The organism is Schleiferilactobacillus harbinensis DSM 16991, assembly GCF_000425885.1.
Taxonomy (GTDB): Bacteria; Bacillota; Bacilli; order Lactobacillales; family Lactobacillaceae; genus Schleiferilactobacillus; species Schleiferilactobacillus harbinensis.
In genome coordinates this window covers 12,353-29,950 of sequence record NZ_AUEH01000023.1, presented here as the reverse complement: position 1 = coordinate 29,950, position 17,598 = coordinate 12,353, and the positions used below count along the sequence as shown (strand labels likewise).

Here is a 17,598-nt window from a genome sequence, read left to right as displayed (position 1 = left end):
GCTGAAAATTTGGCGATGGGCCTTTATTCATGTATTCAACCATTGTTTGACCGTCCGTTGATGACTAAGCAGCACCGGCACGGCTAAGACCAGCGCCAGCAAACCGCAGGCAGGAAAGCCCCACAAGCCGCCGGCCACGTCCATTAACCCACCGGAATAGAGACTGCCGATGGGGGTGGACCCCTGATTCAGCAGGACATACACGCTCATGATCCGCCCGCGCAATTCATTTGGAATGGAGAATTGGAAGGCCGCGTTGGATTGGTTCAAAAAGACCATGTTGCAGAAACCAATGACCACCATAAAAATCATCGCCAGCCAGTATACACGGACGAAAATCATCAATGATTGGACCAGCGCCGTGCCCATAGCAACCATCAAATATAGGTCGCGCCGCAGGCCAAAGCGGGATAGGTAGCTCATTAAGAAGGCGGCGATGAGCGAGCCGATTCCAGTGGCTGACAGCAGGTTGGCATAACCCTGGGCACCGCGGCCCAGCACTTCTTGGGCGTAAATCGGAATAATGACGTTGTTGTTGAAGTTCAGCGTGCAGATGATCATCATCAGTTCGGCACTCAGCTTGACATTGTCGTGGTGGACAACGTAAGCCAGGCCTTCTTTGACATCAACAATAATATGCCGTGGCGTGTGGCTGGCCACAGGGTGTTCTTGATGGATCATCAAGAGACCAATGATGATCGCGATGTAGCTCAACGTGTCGATGAGAAAACACGGCGCTACGCCTAGCGCAACCATCAGAATACCGGCCAATGAGGGGCCGGCAATCTTCGCCAGGTTGAAAATGGATGAATTGAGCGAAATACCATTCATCAAGTCCTTTTTGCCGACCAACTCAATGACATAAGACTGCCGTGTGGGCGTATCGAAGCTTTGCAGAATGCCGTAGCCCAGGGCAATAAGCAAGATCTGCCAGTATTGCACGATCTTCAAGTAGGTAATGGTGGTCATGATTGCCCCCAGGACCAAAAAGCCAGCCTGGGTGATCAACAGAATACGCCGCTTCGGATACCGGTCAATTAACGTCCCCGCCACTAGAGTGAGGGCCATGATCGGGACAAACTGGGCGGCGGCCAACAGGCCCACCAAAAAGGCGGACTTGGTCATTTGGTAAACCAGCCAAGTCTGCGTCGTCCGCTGGATCCAGGTGCCCATAACGGAAATACATTGGCCAATCCAGAAGCGGCGGAAGTTTTTGGAACGAAGGGAAGAAAAAGTGTCACTGAATACGTGCCAGTTCACTGCGGTCATCGCCTTGTCTGATTGTAATAACTACCAATACTTGGCTCGTTTTGCAGAAATGTCAATACAGCGCATGAAAAAAGCACCAAGAAAAGTCCCACTTCCCTTGGCGCTCTAGTCGTTCAGCCGGCATCATGGTACAATCGTTGAAACAGAATAGTTAAAGACGGTTGGCAAATCCGGATCGTTAAGAGGGTGGGGCCTATGGGCGATTATCAAACTCTGAACGAAAGGAGGTGCCGGGTTGTCTGTCACCGATGTGCTGACGATCATGCTCGCATTTGGCAGTTTCGTACTGTTACTTGTCGACTTGATGCTGAAGCTCATCATTTTCTACGACGACAATCAAAAAAACGACCGTCACTAGACTATTGGCGTGGTCTAACGGTCGTTCTACGATTGTTATGAAGTAAAAAGCCAGCCGTCTTAAACGGTTCTGCGGGGAGTCACTTGGGCCAGTGGCTCCTTTGCTGTCTATATTATACAAGATTAGCCCGTTCATTTGCAAAGCTTTCGCCCGATTACTGCGCTTCCTATCAGTTTTGAGTTTATACAATTCCGTCAATTAGCAGAATCATCCCACGTTCAAACACGGTCTGAACGATAAACCGTGTTTGAACGTGAGATTTGTTTGAACACTCACTGAAAATCTCACCGGTATTCCGCCCACACACGCGGTATGATGGTACAAAGAAAGGCGGTCGCACACATGGAAATCACGTACCAAGGAAAAACACTCAGTTTTACCAGCAATCAGGAAGTCTTTTCTCCCCACGGTCTTGATAAGGGCACAGAGGCGATGCTGGATCAGGCGGAGGTGCATGCCGATGATAGTATTCTGGATCTCGGGTGCGGCTTTGGCTTCGTCGGAATCTATTACGCGGCAACTCTGCCCCAGGCGCAGGTGACGATGGTAGATATTGACCCCAACGCCGTGCAGCTGGCACAAGCCAATGCGCAGAAAAATCATGTGACGCCCACAATCAAGCAGAGCGATCGGCTCACTGCGATTGCAGATGCTCATTTCGACGTGATCTTGTCGAATCCGCCGTATCATGAGAACTTTTCCGTGCCTAAGCATTTCATCGAAGACGGCTATCAGCAGTTAAATCCTAATGGCCGTTTCTACATGGTCACAAAGCGCCGACCATGGTATGAAAACAAGATTCGGACCGTCTTTGGCGGAGTGAAAGTCAGCGAAGCCAATGGCTATTTCGTTTTCTATGCCCAGAAACGGGTCGGCGAAACTCGGGGGCATACTCATGAGAAGAAACACACCTTATCAAAGAAGCTGCAGCGCAAGCTTGATCGGGCAGGAAAACACTGATGCAGGTATTAGGAATTTACGGCGGTCAAGACGCCAACGGGCTGACTGCGACAGTGGTGAAAGAAATTTTGAGCGCAGTTGAAGCTCCGGCCACCACGGAGTTTATTGATCTCAATACATTTGATTTGCAGCCAGAAAGTCCGCACCGGCCCAACCCGGATCTAGATCAATTGGCAGCGAAATTGCAGGCCGCCGACGTTTGGGTATTCGGCGCACCGACCTATTACAGCACGATTCCCGGCCAACTGAAGCAATTCTTTGATGTCATGCGCCACCGCTGGACGCGGATGACGAAAGCTGGAGACAGCTTACCCAATGGAGTTTTTCAAAACAAGCATTATGTATCAGTGACCAGCTGTTTTGCGCCGACGGGGGATAATCTGTTCACCGGCCAAACTGATCTGACGCTGCGGGCAATTGATGGGGCGATGACGCTGGCCGGGGTGCACAAGATCACTGAGCTGGTTTGTCCCAACACCTGGCGGCAGCGCACGCCCACGGCAAAGAAACTGGCTCGGGCGCAGGTAATTGGGCGGCAGCTGAGTCACTATCAGCGAAAGGACGATGAAACTTTGAAACGCTATGGTTTACTCTTCTGCATGATTGCCGTGATGGCTCTAGCAACCATGGGTATTCAACAACTCTGGCCGGCACTGACCAACGGGTTTTGGCTGCGCTACGTGAGTTTTGTAGTCATTTTCTTTGTACTGTTGGCGATCATTCTGCATGTGATGACATTCATGCGGCATAAACGCGCATGAAGATCATGCTTATTGGCAATGCCGGTACCGGTAAATCCACCCTGGCCCGCTGGTTAGCGGCGCAAACGGGCTATCCGGTGATGTATCTGGATCAGTTCTGGCATACCACGGATTATTCAGCAGAAGCGAAACAATGGTTTATCCAGCAGCAGAAGAATTTCTGTGCAGCCCACGACAACTGGATCATTGACGGCAACTACAGTGGTTCGATGGCGGTCCGCTTGGCTGAAGCGGATTTGGTCATTTGGCTGCAAGTCAGTCGCGTGCGATCCATCATCCGGGTCATTCGCCGGTCTTTGCGCTACCGCCGAAATAAAAATAGCCGCCCAGATATGGCGGCGGCGTTCACGGAACATTTTGACAAGGACTATTGGGATTTTCTGCTGTATATTTGGCATTACGACGGCGATAAGTTGAGAAAAGTGCTGGCGGCGCAACAGCCCGCACCACGGCTGATCGTACTGCGCGGCACGCGGGCGAAGGAGAAATTTATGGTGGATTTCAAACAGCAAGAATTTAGTTGAAAAATCCCACTTCCGTTGCGGCTCTAGGGGTTCGGCATGAGCTATGATACAATAATCAAGCAGGATAGTTGAACCACGGTCGGCAAATCTAATCGCGAAGGGGTTGATGCCTATGGGCAATGATCAAACTCTAGCGAGAGGGGGTGCTGGGTTGTCTGATACCGATGTGCTTACCGTCATGATTGCATTCGGCAGTTTAATGCTGCTGCTTGTCGACGTGATGATTAAGCTCATCGAACTACACGACAATCACAAAAACGACCGCCAGTAAACTATTTCACGGTAGTCTGGCGGTCGCTTTGTGATGTATTAGAATTTTTACTGCTGGCCGTCTTCAACGGTTCTGCGGAGGGAGCCACCGCCCAGTGGCTCCCTTTTGCTATCTCCATTATACAGGATTCTCTGACACTTTTGCAAAGCAACCGTTTGAAACCTCAGCAGGCTAAGACCGCACAGCCCGTTTTGTGACTAAACCAAACCCGCCCACCAATAAGAGGACCGCCACCCCAAGCTGCCACCAATTATCTGTCCACGACTGCTGACGCATCAAGATAAATAGATTCAACGGTCCGAGGTGCGGATAGCCAACACACAGGGCAAAGTAGACCGTCGGGATCAGGTAAGCTGCAGCCAATGAGCGGGACGCGGCGTAGCTGAACACAGTCAGGCTGCCAACGAACAGGACCTTAGTGACGAAATCAAAGAACAAAACGCCCGCAAAGTTCGGTAGTTGATAGCCGACGATCAGCAGCAGGTTGATCATGCTAAGCAATACGGTATACCAGCCAAAACGAATCATGTATATGGAAACCAATTGCGTCCGTTTGCTATTCAAGACGTCGGTCACCCCGGCGACCTGTTCCGGCAGGAAAATCCCGCCGAAACAGAAGATGGCGGCCAGCGGCATGAACAATTCGCCGGGTAACGCGGCCTGGGTGATCGTAGTCGGGTGCATGGTGAATAGGATCGGCATGATACCGCAAAAGGCGATCGCCAGTAAACTGGGGAATAATTCATTAGCCCGAATTTCTTTAACGGCGAGCCGGCCGAAGGTGGAAGCCACGATATTTTCCTTCTCTCTGTAGATTCATCAGCACCATGGTCAACCCTAAGAAGACGATGGCCAAGAGGGTATAGCCTAACCGGTTGATGGCTAATTCTGAGTAATGGGCATAAAAGAAACTCACGTTGTGCAGTGAATTGTGCCGCGGGATCAGGAGCCAACCGTAATTTCCGATCACTTGGTGGGCACCAATCATCATGGTGATCAGCCACCAGCCGATTTGCAGAGCAAAGCCGGTGAAATTACTAAATAGGGCATCACTGAGAAAACCGACGGCCGTGCTCACCAGCAGCGTGGGCAGGACCCAAAAGCCGGCAGCCTTAAAGAATGCCCAGTAATCGAGTGCGGCCCCGGGATAAAGCAAAATCACGCGGCCAAGCAGCAGCAAGGCGGTCATGAGTACAGGGATCAATAATCCGGCCACGCTGGCGGCATACCGGGTCACCAGCCATTTGGGCGTGCCCATCGCTTTGGCCTGCATGGTCGGCCGGATCTGGGCACGCCGATCCGCGTAGCAATAGGCAATGATGACAATGGTCGGCAGAATACAAACGATGATGCTCGCAATATCCGCAAACAGCCGGGCATAGGTTCCGGTGATTCGGTCTTTGCGCATGATGAGAGTGTGGTCGCGGCGGGCTTCGGCCAGCGTCATCGGGCGGACCGCGAATCGCTGCAAATTGGCTGCTTGATAATCTGAATGTCCGCCCAATAACTGGTCAACGGGACCGAGTGCTTTTTCCAAGCCGCGGCGAGTATCCGCCTGGCGTGCCTGATTCAGGGCCTGCTCCACTTTGACTTGCGCCCCGGCAGTCAGGGTCACGTTTTTCGCAAAGCCGAAAGGGTATGTCACATACGCATCGTCAGCGTGTTCTTCTTTTAACTGATCAAGCGCGTTGGTCTTTAGGGCATGAAAATCGGTAGTCGTGATCAGATCATAGCGGGCTGTCGGATTCACGGGTGCCGTCGCCAGCCCCCGATCGATCATGGGCCAAACGTTGAGCAGGATAAACCCAACCGTGACAAGGGTATACAGGACAAAGGCCAGGCTCGTAGTAAACCGCTTGAATTCCAACCAGAATAATTTCATTGGCGGACTCCTTGGCGGGTGGGCCGCGATTGCAAATACAGGTACGCTTCTTCTAAAGTCGGCGCCACCGTGCTGGCACCGGGCATGGCTGCGGTCGCCAGAAATCGGATGTGGGCCGTATCGCCTTGCACGATTTGTTCACTAATTTCGTAGCGGGCTTTGAAGGCACTTAATTCAGCCACCGACAAGCTGCTGGCGAAAACATGGCCGGCCGCCTGGGTTTGCAATTGGGCGGTGGTGCCCGTAAACAGCAGGTGGCCTTGATCCAGCACACCAATCCGGTTTGTGGTCGCTTCAATGTCTGAAACAATGTGGGTGGACAACAGAACGATCCGTTCCTGGGCAAACTCCGCCAGCAGATTGCGAAATCGGATCCGTTCTTCGGGGTCCAGACCGGCAGTGGGTTCGTCCACGATCAGGACTTTCGGCTGATTAACCAGGGCTTGGGCAATACCCAGCCGCTGGCGCATCCCGCCGGAGAGCGCTTTGACCTTGGTCCGGGCCTGCTTGGTCAAATTCACTTGCGCCAGCAGTCTGGCAATGCGCCGCTGCTGGTCGCGGGCCGGCACGTGGGCCAGAATAGCCAAATACGTAAGCGCGTCGCTGACGGTCATGGTCGGATAGAAGCCAAAATTTTGGGGCAGATAGCCGACTTGCGCGCGAATGGCGGCGCGTTGGGTGATGGGAATGCCGCACATCTGAATACTGCCGGCAGTGGCTTGGTCCAGGGTGGTCAAGATCCGCATCAGCGTGGATTTGCCGGCGCCATTTTTTCCCAGCAGGCCGAACATGCCCGCCGAGATCGTCAGCGACACGTCATTCAAGGCCGGAGTGTCTTTGCCCCGATAGTGTTTGGTTAAATGATTGATTTGAATCGTATCCATTGAAAAAAGCCTCCCTTTTGCTTATAGGAAGACTTTAACAAGCGTTTATCAAGATTAAGACAAGAATCTTGAATTTCTACAAATAAGCGAACCGGGCCGTCGCCGTGACGCCGTGGGCTGTATTGGCCACTGAGAAACTGCCATGGTGAGCGGTACACAGCGTCTTGCAGATATACATGCCGACGCCTAAATGGTCAGCCGCTTTGCCGCTGGAGAAGAAAGGCAGCTGGGCGTTAGCCTGCTCTGCCGGGGTGAGTAACGGGCCATCGTTGCAGACGGCGATCTCGACGGTTTTCTTACCCACAGTCACCGTGATCCCGACTGTTGTGCGCGCAAACCGGAAGGCATTGGTCAATTGATTATCGAATACCTCCAGGATGGCGGCCGGGGCGACGGCCAGCGGGTGGTCAGGGGCGGTAGGCAGTTCTTCATGCCACGTGAAAGGAATCGTTCCGGCCAGCTTCTGGGCCTCGTCCTTTAACTGGTGCGTTAATTGAGACGGGCTGATTGGGGTGGGGCTGAGGGCAATATTGTGGATGGCCGTAATGTGGGTCATAGTTTGAATAAAGTGGTTGATGCGGTCCAGCTGCTGCTGCATATCCTGCATAATATCCGGATTCAGGGGCTGGCCCGCCTTTTGCAAGGTGAGTAATTCAATATTGCCCTGCAGGACAGTCAATGGCGTCCGCAAGTCATGGGCGAAGGCCGCGTTCACTTGCTTTTGATCATCCGCCAAACGCCAGGCGGTTTGCAAGGCATCCTGCAGCGCTTGGCGCATCTTTTCAAAGGCCTGGACCAAAGCGCCTAATTCATCGGGGGCAGTTGGGGTCAGGTGAAAATCCAGATCCTGGGCCTGAATGCGGGCGACACCGGTTTCGAGCTGTTGCAGCGGGTCAGCCAGTTTGACGCGATAAAAAAGACGGGCCGCGGCGGTCATGATGGCAATCAGGATGGCGAGGCTGCCGCCAATTGCGCCAGTCACAAAGAGAATGGTCACCGCAATCAGCCACGTGGGGGTGACATAGGGGGCAAGTAAGGAGATCAACGCATTCCAGAGCAGCAGATACACCACAATGCTCAGCCCGGCAATCAGGGTACCTGCCAGAATGAGCCGCAATAACGCTGTTTTAATTGGCTGATCGCGCAGCCAGCTGGTTAATTTTACCATCGGTAGCCCACTCCCCAAACTGTATCAATCGGACACTGAGCCCCGGCTTGGGCGAATGTCTGGCGAATCCGGCGAATGTGTTCGGTGATCACCCGGTCATCGCCTACCGCGTCGAATCCCCAGAGCTTTTCGTAGAGCTGTTCCCGACTGAAGACTTGACCAGGGTTCAGACTCAAGAAGGCCACTAAATCGTACTGTTTCTTTTCTAACGCCAAGGGCTGGGCGGCCACGGTGACTTGCTGGGCACTATAATTAATGATGAGATCGCCGAATGCCGCGATTTGGGCTCGTTTCTCCGGGGCACTCGCGCGGCGCAGGCGCGCTTGAATACGGGCGCCCAGATCAGCCAGGCTGAATGGTTTCGTCACGTAGTCGTCGCCCCCGGCACCCAAGCCGCGGACTTTATCCGCATCGGTCACCCGGGCGGTGAGAAAAATGATGGGGACACTGGTCACTGCTCGGATGCGGCTGGTCAGGGCAAACCCATCTGTATCCGGCAAGTTCACGTCCAGCAAAACCAAATCTGGATCGTTTTGCAGTTGGGCAATGGCGGCGCCGCCGGAATCCGCGGTGAGCAAGCCATACGTCGCCAGCATCAGATCAAAATAACGCTGCACTAATTGGATGATTCCTGGATCATCGTCCACCAGCAGTACTTTTGGCTGCATGATTAATCGCCTCGCTTCGTACTTCCTATGGTAGCTGAAGAAAGACAACTTTTAAACAATCTCTGACCATCACAGGTAGTAAACCACACCGCCGAGAAGGCCGGCCAGCAGGATCAGCCACACGGGATTAACGTGGTACTTTGAATCCAGGAAGAACACAACCCCAAGCACCAGCAAACTGGTCCAATCTAGCGACGCTTTGGCCCATTCCCCCAAACCGTTGATGCCAAAGACTGTAAGCAGCATGAGGGATAAAGCCACAGCCAAGATCAAACCGACCGAGGCCGGTTTGATACCGTCTAGAATGGCGGTCAAAACCCAGTTATCGTTGATTTTGTCTTCGTAGTGCAGAAATAACGGAACAAAAATAAACGAGGGGACACAAACGGCCAGGGTGGCGGCGACCGCGGTCCAGAAGCCGCCGTATAGCTGACCCAGGTAAGTGGCGGAATTGATGGCGATGGGTCCGGGAATCAAACCGTCCAATGCGTTCAAGTCGGCAAATTGCTGCACCGTCATGCCCAGTTTTTCTGATTCTTGGAAGATCAGCGACAGCATTGCGTAGCCGCCGCCAAAGCCGAGAAAGCCGATTTTTAGGAAGGTCAAAAATATCGTGATCATACCCGGCGCACCTGCTTCACCCGGCTCAAGATGATCCCGACGATGCCGGCAATGACAATCAAGGTCGGCGCGTTGGCGAGGTTCAGCACAGTCAACAGGAAGCAGGCCGCGGCGAGAATGATCGTCGGGGCATCTTTCAGATTGAACCGGGCCAAACTATAGGCGGCACTGAAGAGGAAGGCCGCGGAGGCGGCCCGAATAGCGGCCATGATACTCAGCACGACGCCCTCCTGGGGAATCATCTGGTAGGCAATCGTGGCCGCCAGCATCAAGACAAAGGCGGGCAAAATCGCCCCCAAGCTGGCGGCAATGATGCCGACCGTGCCACCGATTTTCTTCCCGACAAAACAGGCGTTATTCAAGGCAATCACCCCGGGAAAGGTCTGGGACAGGGTGGCGTATTCGTAGAGCTGATCCCGTTCGATGAGGTGGTATTTCCCGACGAGTTCGCGTTCAATGACCGGCAGCATGGCCATGCCGCCAGAAAAAGTGAAGGTGCCGGCGAGTAGATAGACTTTAAACAGGATCCAGTTTTTATGCACAAAAATTCCCCCTTAGCATCCAGTTTACAGGAGATTTTAGTTGACTCAAAGTACATGTTTAGTACACTGGGCATAACTGAGTGGTTAAGGGGTGGGCAAATGAATATTCGGCAGTTAGAAATCTTCACTGCGGTAGCCGAAACGGGGTCGATCACCAAAACCGCGGAGCAGCTTTATCTTTCGCAGCCCGCGATTTCGAAGACCATTCGCGAGCTGGAGACAGATATTGGCGTGCCGCTATTCGACCGGATCGATAACCGGCTGCACCTGAATCCGGCGGGGCGGGCCTTTCGCATTCGGGCGACGCGGCTGCTGACGGAGTTTCATGACCTCGCCAGTTTCGGCGAACAGACCCAAGCGCTACCGTTGCGCGTGGGCACCAGTATGACGATTGGCCAATTGTCGCTGCCAGCGGCGGTGACTGAATTCCGCAAATTGTATCCCGATACGCCGCTGAAGATTTATTCAGAAAATGTCCAACGAATCAAAGCGCGACTGCTTAACGGCGATGTGGACGTGGCGTTCCTCGAAGGGTTTGCCTCCAGCCAATCTTTTACCGCCCTGCCGATTTCGGAATATCCGCTGCTGGCCGTGGGAGCGCCGCACCTCACGGCAACAGCCCAGCTGACCAGGGCGGAGATGCTGCAGGTGCCATTCTTGTTGAGAGAATTGGGCAGTACCCTGCGGGATCATTTCGACGAAACGATGCACCACATCGGTATCGATATTGAACCGATGCTGCAAAGCACCAGCACCGCCGTTTTGATCAACGCTGCTAAGGCTGGGTTAGGCCTGACCATCTTGCCCTCCCCCTTTGCCCAGCCGTATCTGACCGCCGGAACGCTGCAGCGGTATGAGTTGCCGGGCCAAGAGATGCGGACAGTGAACTATGCCATTACACTGAAAGGCAGTGCCGTGAATGCCGTGCAGCAGGCCCTGGTGGACTGTTTTAAGAAAGCCCAGTGGCATGAGTCGCTGTAAGCCTTAAGAAATGATGCAGGGGTCAATTTTGTCAGACAAGTTCGAATATACTACTCGTTGACTTTGGGGTAGTATATTTGAACTTTTTTGGAGTTTCAATTAATTTTCTCTAACCCATTGAAAAACAACCCGACCGCCAATCGCCGCCATTTCAGCCAGCTTTGGTTGTTCCGGGTAGGATACACCCGATTCGTCAGACACACGAAGCCGGTGCGGGCGGTCAGGTCCAAGGCGATCGACGTTCCGGTGAAACTAGTGTGCCAGAGCCGGGTGCCGCCGGGCTGCCAGCATTGCCAGCCTAGTGTGCGGCCGTTGGCAGCATACTGGCGGAGCAAGTCAAAGGCTTGCGGCGGCAAGATTTGCTGACCCTGATACCGGCCGGCCTGCAGATACATGCGGACAAAGTGCGTCAGGTCGGTCAGTGGGGCAAAAAGCCCAGCATGGCCGCTCACACCATGCAGAACAGCAGCTTTCTCATCATGGACTTGGCCGCGCAGCACACCGCCGCGGGCCGGCACGTCCTCGGTGGGCACGAACCGGCGAGCATTCGCAATAGCTGGATTGAAACCTGTATCGTGCATGCCCAGCGGGGCAAAGACGTTATCCTGTAAGCTAGCTGCCAGATCACCATCGATGTGTTGGATCACCCAGCCTAATTGAATGAAGCCCAGGTCCGAATAGATTGTCTGCGTACCTGGTGCGGCAATCAGCGGCGCCTGTTTGATTTTTTCAATGAGCCCGGCAGCGGATAAATCCAGAGCATTGGGGATGTCTGCCGGCAGGCCGCTGTCGTGGCACAGAAGCTGGCCAATCGTTAATTGCGGCTGGCGCAGCCCAGTGACGTATTTCCCCACCGGATCGGTCAGCTGGATAATGTTGGCGCCAATCAGCTGTAAAATGCGCGTGGTCGTGCCCACGATTTTCGTTAGTGAAGCCAAGTCGTAAAGCATGTCCGGTGCCAATGGGATGGCGTCATTTTCCCGTCCTTGAAAGCCAAGATAGTGTAACTCGTTTTGTTCTGGACCAATCAGCGCATATGAAATACCGTACACGGATCGGCTTGCCAAGGCCGTCTGCAAGACATCGTTAATGGCCTTCGTGTTTTCAATCATTTCTGCCAGCTCCTTTCCCCCACCAGTATAGACCAAACGCGGCCGCCGACACATTGCCGGCGGCCGCGTTACAGCTTACTTTGCAGGGGTGTTGGGATGTTCTTTCTCGTAATGCAACAGTACCGTGTGGGATTCTGTCATAAAAGCGATGGCGAAAACGGCGCACAGAATGTACAGAATAGCGTCCACGGGTATTGGCACATGTTTGACCACGACATGGGGAATCATCACGACGAGAAAGGCAGCCAGGCCAAAAATCCAGCGGTTAATATGCACACCGTGTTGTTTCAACCAGGCCAGCAACCATTGGGTCAAACCCAATACCACTAGGAATGCGCCAAATACGAGCAGCCAATAGAGCATACACAATCACCTCGTTTGAATCATTACGCTTTTGCTGCGGCCGCCGGCGCAGCCGCTTCTGGCTTCTCCGCCTTAGCCTGTTCGTCGGCAACCATCTTTTTATCGTAAGCCTTCACGAATGGGTAGTAAATAATCGCGGCAACGATTAAGTTCACAACAATCAGAATAATGATCCGCCAGTCGTTCCCCGCACTCAGATAACCGCCGATCGGGGCCGGCAGCGTCCACGCCTGATAGGTCGTAAAGCCGTTCACCAAGCCCAATTTAACGGCGTAGTAAGAAATAGTCGAAAGAACGAGCGGCACTAAGTTAAACGGCAGGATCAGATATGGATTCAGAATAATGGGAGCACCGAAGATCATGGGTTCATTGATGTTGAAAATTCCGGGCACCAGGGAGAAACCGCCGACTTCGCGTAAGAACTTAGACTTGCAAATCGTCAAGAACATGACGGCGACAACGACCGTTGCCCCCGCCCCGCCAATGGTGACAGTCCACTGGTAGAATTGTTCTGGGGCAATGTAAGGCAGGTGAGTACGGCTGACGCCCTTTGTCACAGCGTCGGCATTGGCGCTCAGCATGACCAGCCACATGGGCCGGACGACTGACCCCACGATACTCATCCCGTGGATTCCGAAGGACCACAGGAAGTGGATCAGGAACATCGGTAAGAGGACCCCAAATAAATTATTCCCGAGAATGCCGGTAATTGGTTTGAACAAAGCCAGCAATGCACCATTAACGTCAAACTTGAAAATGTCCCGGACCAGCCAAGCCACGATAATAATGACCGCCCCAGGAATCAATGCTTCAAAAGAACGGGCCACGGCAGGCGGGACTTGCTCCGGCATTTTGATGGTAATCTTGTGCACATTGAAGAACCGGTAGACTTCCACGGCAAAAATCATGGACACAATACCGGTAAACATACCGGCCGAGCCCAGATTCGACATCGGTAAAACGAACCCCAGCGGCGCTTTCTTCGGCGTCAGGACATTGACGGGCATTTGCAGCATAAAGAACGTGCCTAAAGACAAAATGCCGCCGGTCGTTGAATCCAAGCTGTAAGACTTGGCCAAGTCCGCGCCCATGACGAAGGTAGCGTAAATCGCCATCAGCCCCATGGTCATCCGGAAGGGCAGGGCAATCGTGGCTGAGTATGGCGCTAAGGCGTCGGCCCACGGTTTGTAGGGTAAGTTAACAAAGATTAAAAAGAAGCTGCCGATTAAAATTAATGATAATGTAGAGATAACCCCGTTACGGATGGCTAACAAATGACGCTGCGCGCCAATTTTAGCCATTGGCGGGACAAGCTTCTTTTCGACCCAGTTCATAAAACGGTCCATACCAATTCCTCCTCAAGACATATGAATCTGAACACATGTCGAGTATACTCACGTTTGGTATGGCGTTTCAACAATCTGTGTCAATAAATGTGACAGGCAATAAAATATTTCCTGTTGAATTTTGGTATAGGCCAATTGCAGTTGACCTATACCAGGCTGAAAAAACGAAGGGGTGGCGCACCATGTATGTGATTGGAATTGACAGTGGCGGGACGCATATCGTTGCTATTGCGTTTAACGGTGAAGAACAAATCGCTCAGGCAGAAACTGCCGGGGGCGGGAATATTGCCCTGGATGCGGCGGGGACGGTGCACCGAATCGTCGGTACAGTTGAAAAAATATTTCAGCAGCTGCCCGCGGCAGCGTGCGCTGGTATCTTAGTCGGCATTGCGGGGGTCGCCACGGCCGGCGGTCAGGACCAGGTGGTTAGTGCGTTGCATGAATTGTTCGCCGGCCCGGTGGTGGTGATCAGCGACGCCGATTTGGCGATGCTGAACGGTCTGCATGGTAAAAATGGTGTTGTCGCCATTGCCGGGACCGGCTCGATCGTGCTCGCCCAAACACCCCAGGGCCGCCTGCGGGTCGGCGGTTGGGGCTGGCGGTTTGGTGACGAGGGCAGCGCTTATGATATTGCGCGCCGGGCGTTCCAAACGATTCTCAGTGCCCGGGATCATGGCCGCGTCAGTCCGCTGGAAGTACCTCTGTGTGCTGCGTTGCAGGTGCCAGACTACCGTGCGGCCGTAAGCCGCACCTACCAAATGGATCGTGGGACCTTCGCCGGGTTAGCCCGGGCGGTGGCGCAAGCCGCCACGCCGGCTAATCTGGATGCCCGCGGGGCCGTTATTGATGCGGCGAATGCCTTATCAGACCAAATCACGCTCGCATTGGTGCGTACGCGATTACCGGCGCATGCGACTATCGCCTTGACTGGCTCTGTGCCGGCGAACAATGATCTCTATTTCCAAGTCGTAACCGATCGGCTGGGCAGTCATCCCCTGCGCCGGCTGCAGGGCAGTAATGCCCCCGGAGTGCAGTATTATCGCTTTAGATAGATCTGCCGTAATTGTGCCTGCATTTGGTTGTCGACGCCCAGCTGATTTTCAATATAGTCTGGTAAGGACCCGTAGTCGTCTTCGATTTTGACCAAGGCGGCATCCAGATACTCATTTCTGACCGACGCCAGCGACCGGGTGGTGGCGATCAGGGCGCTATTGCTGTCAGCGGCCCGCAAGGCGGCTAACCGGTCCCGCCGATTCTTGTGCAGCAGGGGATTGGACAGCAGATAGTCCGCGCGGATCGTGGCCGCCGGGATGCCCAGCACGGTGAGCAGGTAGACTGTCGCCATGCCGGTGCGGTCTTTCCCCGATGTGCAGTGGTAGAGCACGGCGTCATTGTCCTGGTCGTGGGCACAGAGAATCTCGAAGAAATGATGGAACGCACGCTGTGCACTGCCCCGGCTCACCATGTCCCGGTATGTGTTGACCATGTTCATGAAGCCGGCCACCGGGTCTTTATCATAGAGTTTGCGCAGCTCGACGATGGACTTGCTGACTTGGGTTTCATCCGTTGGGAAAATTGAGTTGAGTTCGTAGCGGGCGCCAGCTGGGACCCGGTCAGGCCACTGCTGCTTTTCCTTGGGCGAGCGCAGGTCAATGATCGTGCGGACGCCGTAATCGGTGAGAAAGGCCAGATCCTGATCACTGAGTTTATTCATCCGGCCGGATCGAATCAGTTTGTGATATTTAATCGTGCGGCCATCAGTCGTTTGATAGCCGCCCAGGTCCCGAAAGTTGGGGCCTTTTTCAATTGGTAGAACGTAAGGCACGGTCACAGTCATTTTTCTCCCTTCGTGAATCAAAAAGGAACCAGGGGCACATGGCCTCTGGCTCCCACAAATAGTTTACACTACTTGCTGTTACTTGGTGGTTACGGTAATGGTTGGCGCGCCCGCTTCAATCCCTTGCGGCGTGACGGGCGTGATGTTGGCCACGGCGGCCATGTTAGTAATAATCGTCATCACTGTCGTCCCTTTGCCGGCCGCCTTGATGGCATCCAGGTCCATCAGCCCGACTTGCTGGCCAAATTGCACATGGTCGCCGTTGCGGATGCTTAAGTCAAAGGGCGCACCTTTCAATTCAACGGTATCCAGTCCCAAGTGAACAATGATTTCCAAGCCAGTATCGCTCTTCATCGTCCAGGCGTGCTTTGTATCCATGACACTGACGATCGTGCCGGACACTGGGGCAACAATGGTCCCCATGGCCGGTTCGACCGCGAAGCCGTCGCCCATCATTTTCGTCGAAAAGACATCGTCTTGAACGGCGGATAATGGTTTAAGCTGGCCTTGGACAGGGGCGACGAATTGGGTCGTGCCGGCGGTCACTGGGGCGTCGGCATCATCGGCCACCGCGACATCACCAGCGCCGGCCCCGACGAGGGTGCCGTCTTCATTCTTCGCCACCATGGCGCTCTTGGGCACCCCGAAGAAGTAAGTCGCCACGAAACCGCCAGCGTAAGCGGCCAGCAGGCCAAAGACATAGCCCAGCCACTGGTTGTGGGCAATTAACGGGATCAGCGCCATGCCGGACGGGCCGATGGTGATCGCGCCGATGTTACCGATGGCGCCAATGACGGCCCCGCCGATCCCGCCGCCGATACAGGCGGTAATGAACGGTCGGCCTAGGGGCAATGTCACCCCATAGATCAACGGTTCACCAACACCCAGAATACCAACTGGCAGCGCGCCTTTGATCATCCGGGTGAGCTGCTTATTTTTATGCGCCCGGACCCACAGCGCAATCGCTGCACCGACCTGGCCGGCACCCGCCATGGCCAGAATGGGCAGCAGGGGGGTAGATCCTAATTCTTTGATCATTTCCAAATGGATCGGGGTCAAAATTTGATGCAGACCGAACATGACCATCGGCAGGAAGAACAGACCGAGAACGAAGCCGGAGAAGGCCCCGCCTATTTTCAGGACCCAATTGATACCGCCTACGAGGGAAGAAGAAACCAGTCCGGCCAACGGCATGACCAGGAAAATGGTGAAAACTCCCATAGCGAGCAGTGTGGTCACTGGGACGATGATGATATCCAGGGAGTCAGGAATCCAGGTGTGCAGCTTCTTTTCTACCATGGACATGATCCAAACGGAAAACAGCACGCCAATGATACCGCCTTGGTTAGCGGCTAACGGCTGGCCGTTGAAAATATTGAGAATTGGGATTGGTGCCACCAGGCCCGGCAATAGAGTCAGTCCGCCAATGATGCCGCCAAGGCCAGGGGTGCCGCCGAATTCTCGGGCGGCATTGATTCCGACATAAATATTCAAGTAAAAGAATAGACCGCTGTTGATGACCTTCAGCACCGTGATGAATTCGGTCATATCCTTGCCGATCATCCCGGCAGTCTGCATGTTGCCCATGACGCCAGCAATACCGGCGATCAACCCGGCCCCAACAAAGGCTGGAATTAAGGGGATAAAGATGGATGAAATGTGCTTCAACGCGGCCCGCCACCAAGTTTGTTTCAGCTTGGCTTTCTGCGCCGCATGGGTCTCTGCCGCGACGGCTTCCACGGCACTCTTATTGGCCGCATGCCCACCAGTGGGGAATGGTTCACCCAGGCCGACGCCGACACTGTCGACCATGGCTTGGGCGACTTTATTGACGACGCCGGGGCCGAGGATCACTTGCAGGGTGTCTTCCTGCACGACCCCGAGGACGCCGGGAATTTTCTTCAACGCGGCCATTTTGACTTTACCTTCATCAATGATAGTCATCCGCACCCGGGTCATACAGTGGATCAGTTTGGCGACATTGCTCGGGCCGCCGACGTCGGCGAAAATCGCCGCGCCCATCGTTGCATATTTATCTTGCGCCATACTGG

General features: G+C 54.0%; 20 protein-coding genes. 7 read left to right on the top strand and 13 right to left on the bottom strand.

The window, feature by feature from the left end; all coding sequences use genetic code 11:
- Nucleotides 1-27 precede the first annotated feature (27 nt).
- The gene (locus tag H627_RS0108370) at nucleotides 28-1,269 is read right to left on the bottom strand and encodes an MFS transporter (RefSeq protein WP_373880563.1); all 1,242 of its coding nucleotides are present in this window, start codon (nucleotides 1,267-1,269) and stop codon (nucleotides 28-30) included.
- 235 nt (nucleotides 1,270-1,504) lie between these two features.
- Here H627_RS0108370 and H627_RS20075 point away from each other — a divergent pair, with 235 nt between their 5' ends.
- From H627_RS20075 to H627_RS20070, 5 genes are all read left to right on the top strand, one after another.
- Nucleotides 1,505-1,627: a putative holin-like toxin gene (locus H627_RS20075; RefSeq protein ID WP_121499996.1), complete on the top strand. Its 123-nt coding sequence runs from the start codon at nucleotides 1,505-1,507 to the stop codon at nucleotides 1,625-1,627.
- Nucleotides 1,628-1,969: 342 nt separating this feature from the next.
- Nucleotides 1,970-2,587: a class I SAM-dependent methyltransferase gene (locus H627_RS0108360; protein WP_027828591.1), complete on the top strand. Its 618-nt coding sequence runs from the start codon at nucleotides 1,970-1,972 to the stop codon at nucleotides 2,585-2,587.
- Nucleotides 2,587-3,348 carry a flavodoxin family protein gene (locus tag H627_RS0108355; protein WP_027828590.1) on the top strand — a complete coding sequence of 254 codons (762 nt, stop codon included), beginning with the start codon at nucleotides 2,587-2,589 and terminating at the stop codon, nucleotides 3,346-3,348. Before H627_RS0108360 ends, H627_RS0108355 begins: the two co-directional genes overlap by 1 nt.
- Nucleotides 3,345-3,872, top strand: coding sequence for an AAA family ATPase (locus H627_RS0108350; protein WP_027828589.1), 528 nt, complete (start codon nucleotides 3,345-3,347; stop codon nucleotides 3,870-3,872). The genes H627_RS0108355 and H627_RS0108350 overlap by 4 nt, the downstream gene beginning before the upstream one ends.
- 112 nt (nucleotides 3,873-3,984) lie before the next feature.
- A complete protein-coding gene (locus tag H627_RS20070; RefSeq protein WP_155827906.1) occupies nucleotides 3,985-4,143 on the top strand; it encodes a putative holin-like toxin in 159 nt (52 codons plus the stop codon).
- 171 nt (nucleotides 4,144-4,314) lie between these two features.
- Here the strand turns inward: H627_RS20070 and H627_RS0108340 are convergent, their stop codons facing one another.
- From H627_RS0108340 to H627_RS19240, 7 genes are all read right to left on the bottom strand, one after another.
- Complete coding sequence (locus H627_RS0108340; protein WP_152319521.1) at nucleotides 4,315-4,845, bottom strand: ABC transporter permease; 531 nt, start codon at nucleotides 4,843-4,845, stop codon at nucleotides 4,315-4,317.
- 58 nt (nucleotides 4,846-4,903) lie between these two features.
- Nucleotides 4,904-6,025 (bottom strand): hypothetical protein, encoded by a 1,122-nt coding sequence (locus H627_RS17595; RefSeq protein ID WP_051225297.1) that lies wholly within the window; start codon nucleotides 6,023-6,025, stop codon nucleotides 4,904-4,906.
- Entirely contained in the window at nucleotides 6,022-6,909 is an 888-nt protein-coding gene (locus H627_RS0108330) for an ABC transporter ATP-binding protein (RefSeq protein ID WP_027828587.1), read from the bottom strand. Before H627_RS0108330 ends, H627_RS17595 begins: the two co-directional genes overlap by 4 nt.
- 76 nt (nucleotides 6,910-6,985) lie before the next feature.
- A complete protein-coding gene (locus tag H627_RS0108325; RefSeq protein WP_027828586.1) occupies nucleotides 6,986-8,077 on the bottom strand; it encodes a HAMP domain-containing sensor histidine kinase in 1,092 nt (363 codons plus the stop codon).
- Entirely contained in the window at nucleotides 8,071-8,745 is a 675-nt protein-coding gene (locus H627_RS0108320) for a response regulator transcription factor (protein ID WP_027828585.1), read from the bottom strand. Before H627_RS0108320 ends, H627_RS0108325 begins: the two co-directional genes overlap by 7 nt.
- 69 nt (nucleotides 8,746-8,814) lie before the next feature.
- Nucleotides 8,815-9,366, bottom strand: a complete 552-nt coding sequence (locus H627_RS0108315; protein ID WP_027828584.1) for a chromate transporter — start codon at nucleotides 9,364-9,366, stop codon at nucleotides 8,815-8,817.
- Entirely contained in the window at nucleotides 9,363-9,908 is a 546-nt protein-coding gene (locus H627_RS19240) for a chromate transporter (protein ID WP_051225296.1), read from the bottom strand. Before H627_RS19240 ends, H627_RS0108315 begins: the two co-directional genes overlap by 4 nt.
- A 99-nt stretch (nucleotides 9,909-10,007) precedes the next feature.
- Here H627_RS19240 and H627_RS0108305 point away from each other — a divergent pair, with 99 nt between their 5' ends.
- Nucleotides 10,008-10,889, top strand: coding sequence for a LysR family transcriptional regulator (locus H627_RS0108305; RefSeq protein ID WP_027828583.1), 882 nt, complete (start codon nucleotides 10,008-10,010; stop codon nucleotides 10,887-10,889).
- A 95-nt stretch (nucleotides 10,890-10,984) separates the two neighbouring features.
- Here the strand turns inward: H627_RS0108305 and H627_RS0108300 are convergent, their stop codons facing one another.
- From H627_RS0108300 to H627_RS17580, 3 genes are all read right to left on the bottom strand, one after another.
- Entirely contained in the window at nucleotides 10,985-12,001 is a 1,017-nt protein-coding gene (locus H627_RS0108300) for a serine hydrolase domain-containing protein (protein ID WP_027828582.1), read from the bottom strand.
- A 75-nt stretch (nucleotides 12,002-12,076) separates the two neighbouring features.
- Nucleotides 12,077-12,364, bottom strand: a complete 288-nt coding sequence (locus H627_RS17585) for a hypothetical protein (RefSeq protein ID WP_051225295.1) — start codon at nucleotides 12,362-12,364, stop codon at nucleotides 12,077-12,079.
- A gap of 23 nt (nucleotides 12,365-12,387) precedes the next feature.
- Nucleotides 12,388-13,710: a PTS sugar transporter subunit IIC gene (locus tag H627_RS17580; RefSeq protein ID WP_051225294.1), complete on the bottom strand. Its 1,323-nt coding sequence runs from the start codon at nucleotides 13,708-13,710 to the stop codon at nucleotides 12,388-12,390.
- A 182-nt stretch (nucleotides 13,711-13,892) separates the two neighbouring features.
- Here H627_RS17580 and H627_RS17575 point away from each other — a divergent pair, with 182 nt between their 5' ends.
- A complete protein-coding gene (locus tag H627_RS17575; protein WP_051225293.1) occupies nucleotides 13,893-14,762 on the top strand; it encodes a BadF/BadG/BcrA/BcrD ATPase family protein in 870 nt (289 codons plus the stop codon).
- Here the strand turns inward: H627_RS17575 and H627_RS0108280 are convergent.
- Both H627_RS0108280 and H627_RS17570 read right to left on the bottom strand, forming a co-directional pair.
- A complete protein-coding gene (locus tag H627_RS0108280) occupies nucleotides 14,747-15,547 on the bottom strand; it encodes a tyrosine-protein phosphatase (protein ID WP_027828581.1) in 801 nt (266 codons plus the stop codon). The genes H627_RS17575 and H627_RS0108280 overlap by 16 nt on opposite strands.
- Nucleotides 15,548-15,625: 78 nt before the next feature.
- Nucleotides 15,626-17,593: a glucose PTS transporter subunit IIA gene (locus H627_RS17570; RefSeq protein WP_081674795.1), complete on the bottom strand. Its 1,968-nt coding sequence runs from the start codon at nucleotides 17,591-17,593 to the stop codon at nucleotides 15,626-15,628.
- Nucleotides 17,594-17,598: the final 5 nt, after the last annotated feature.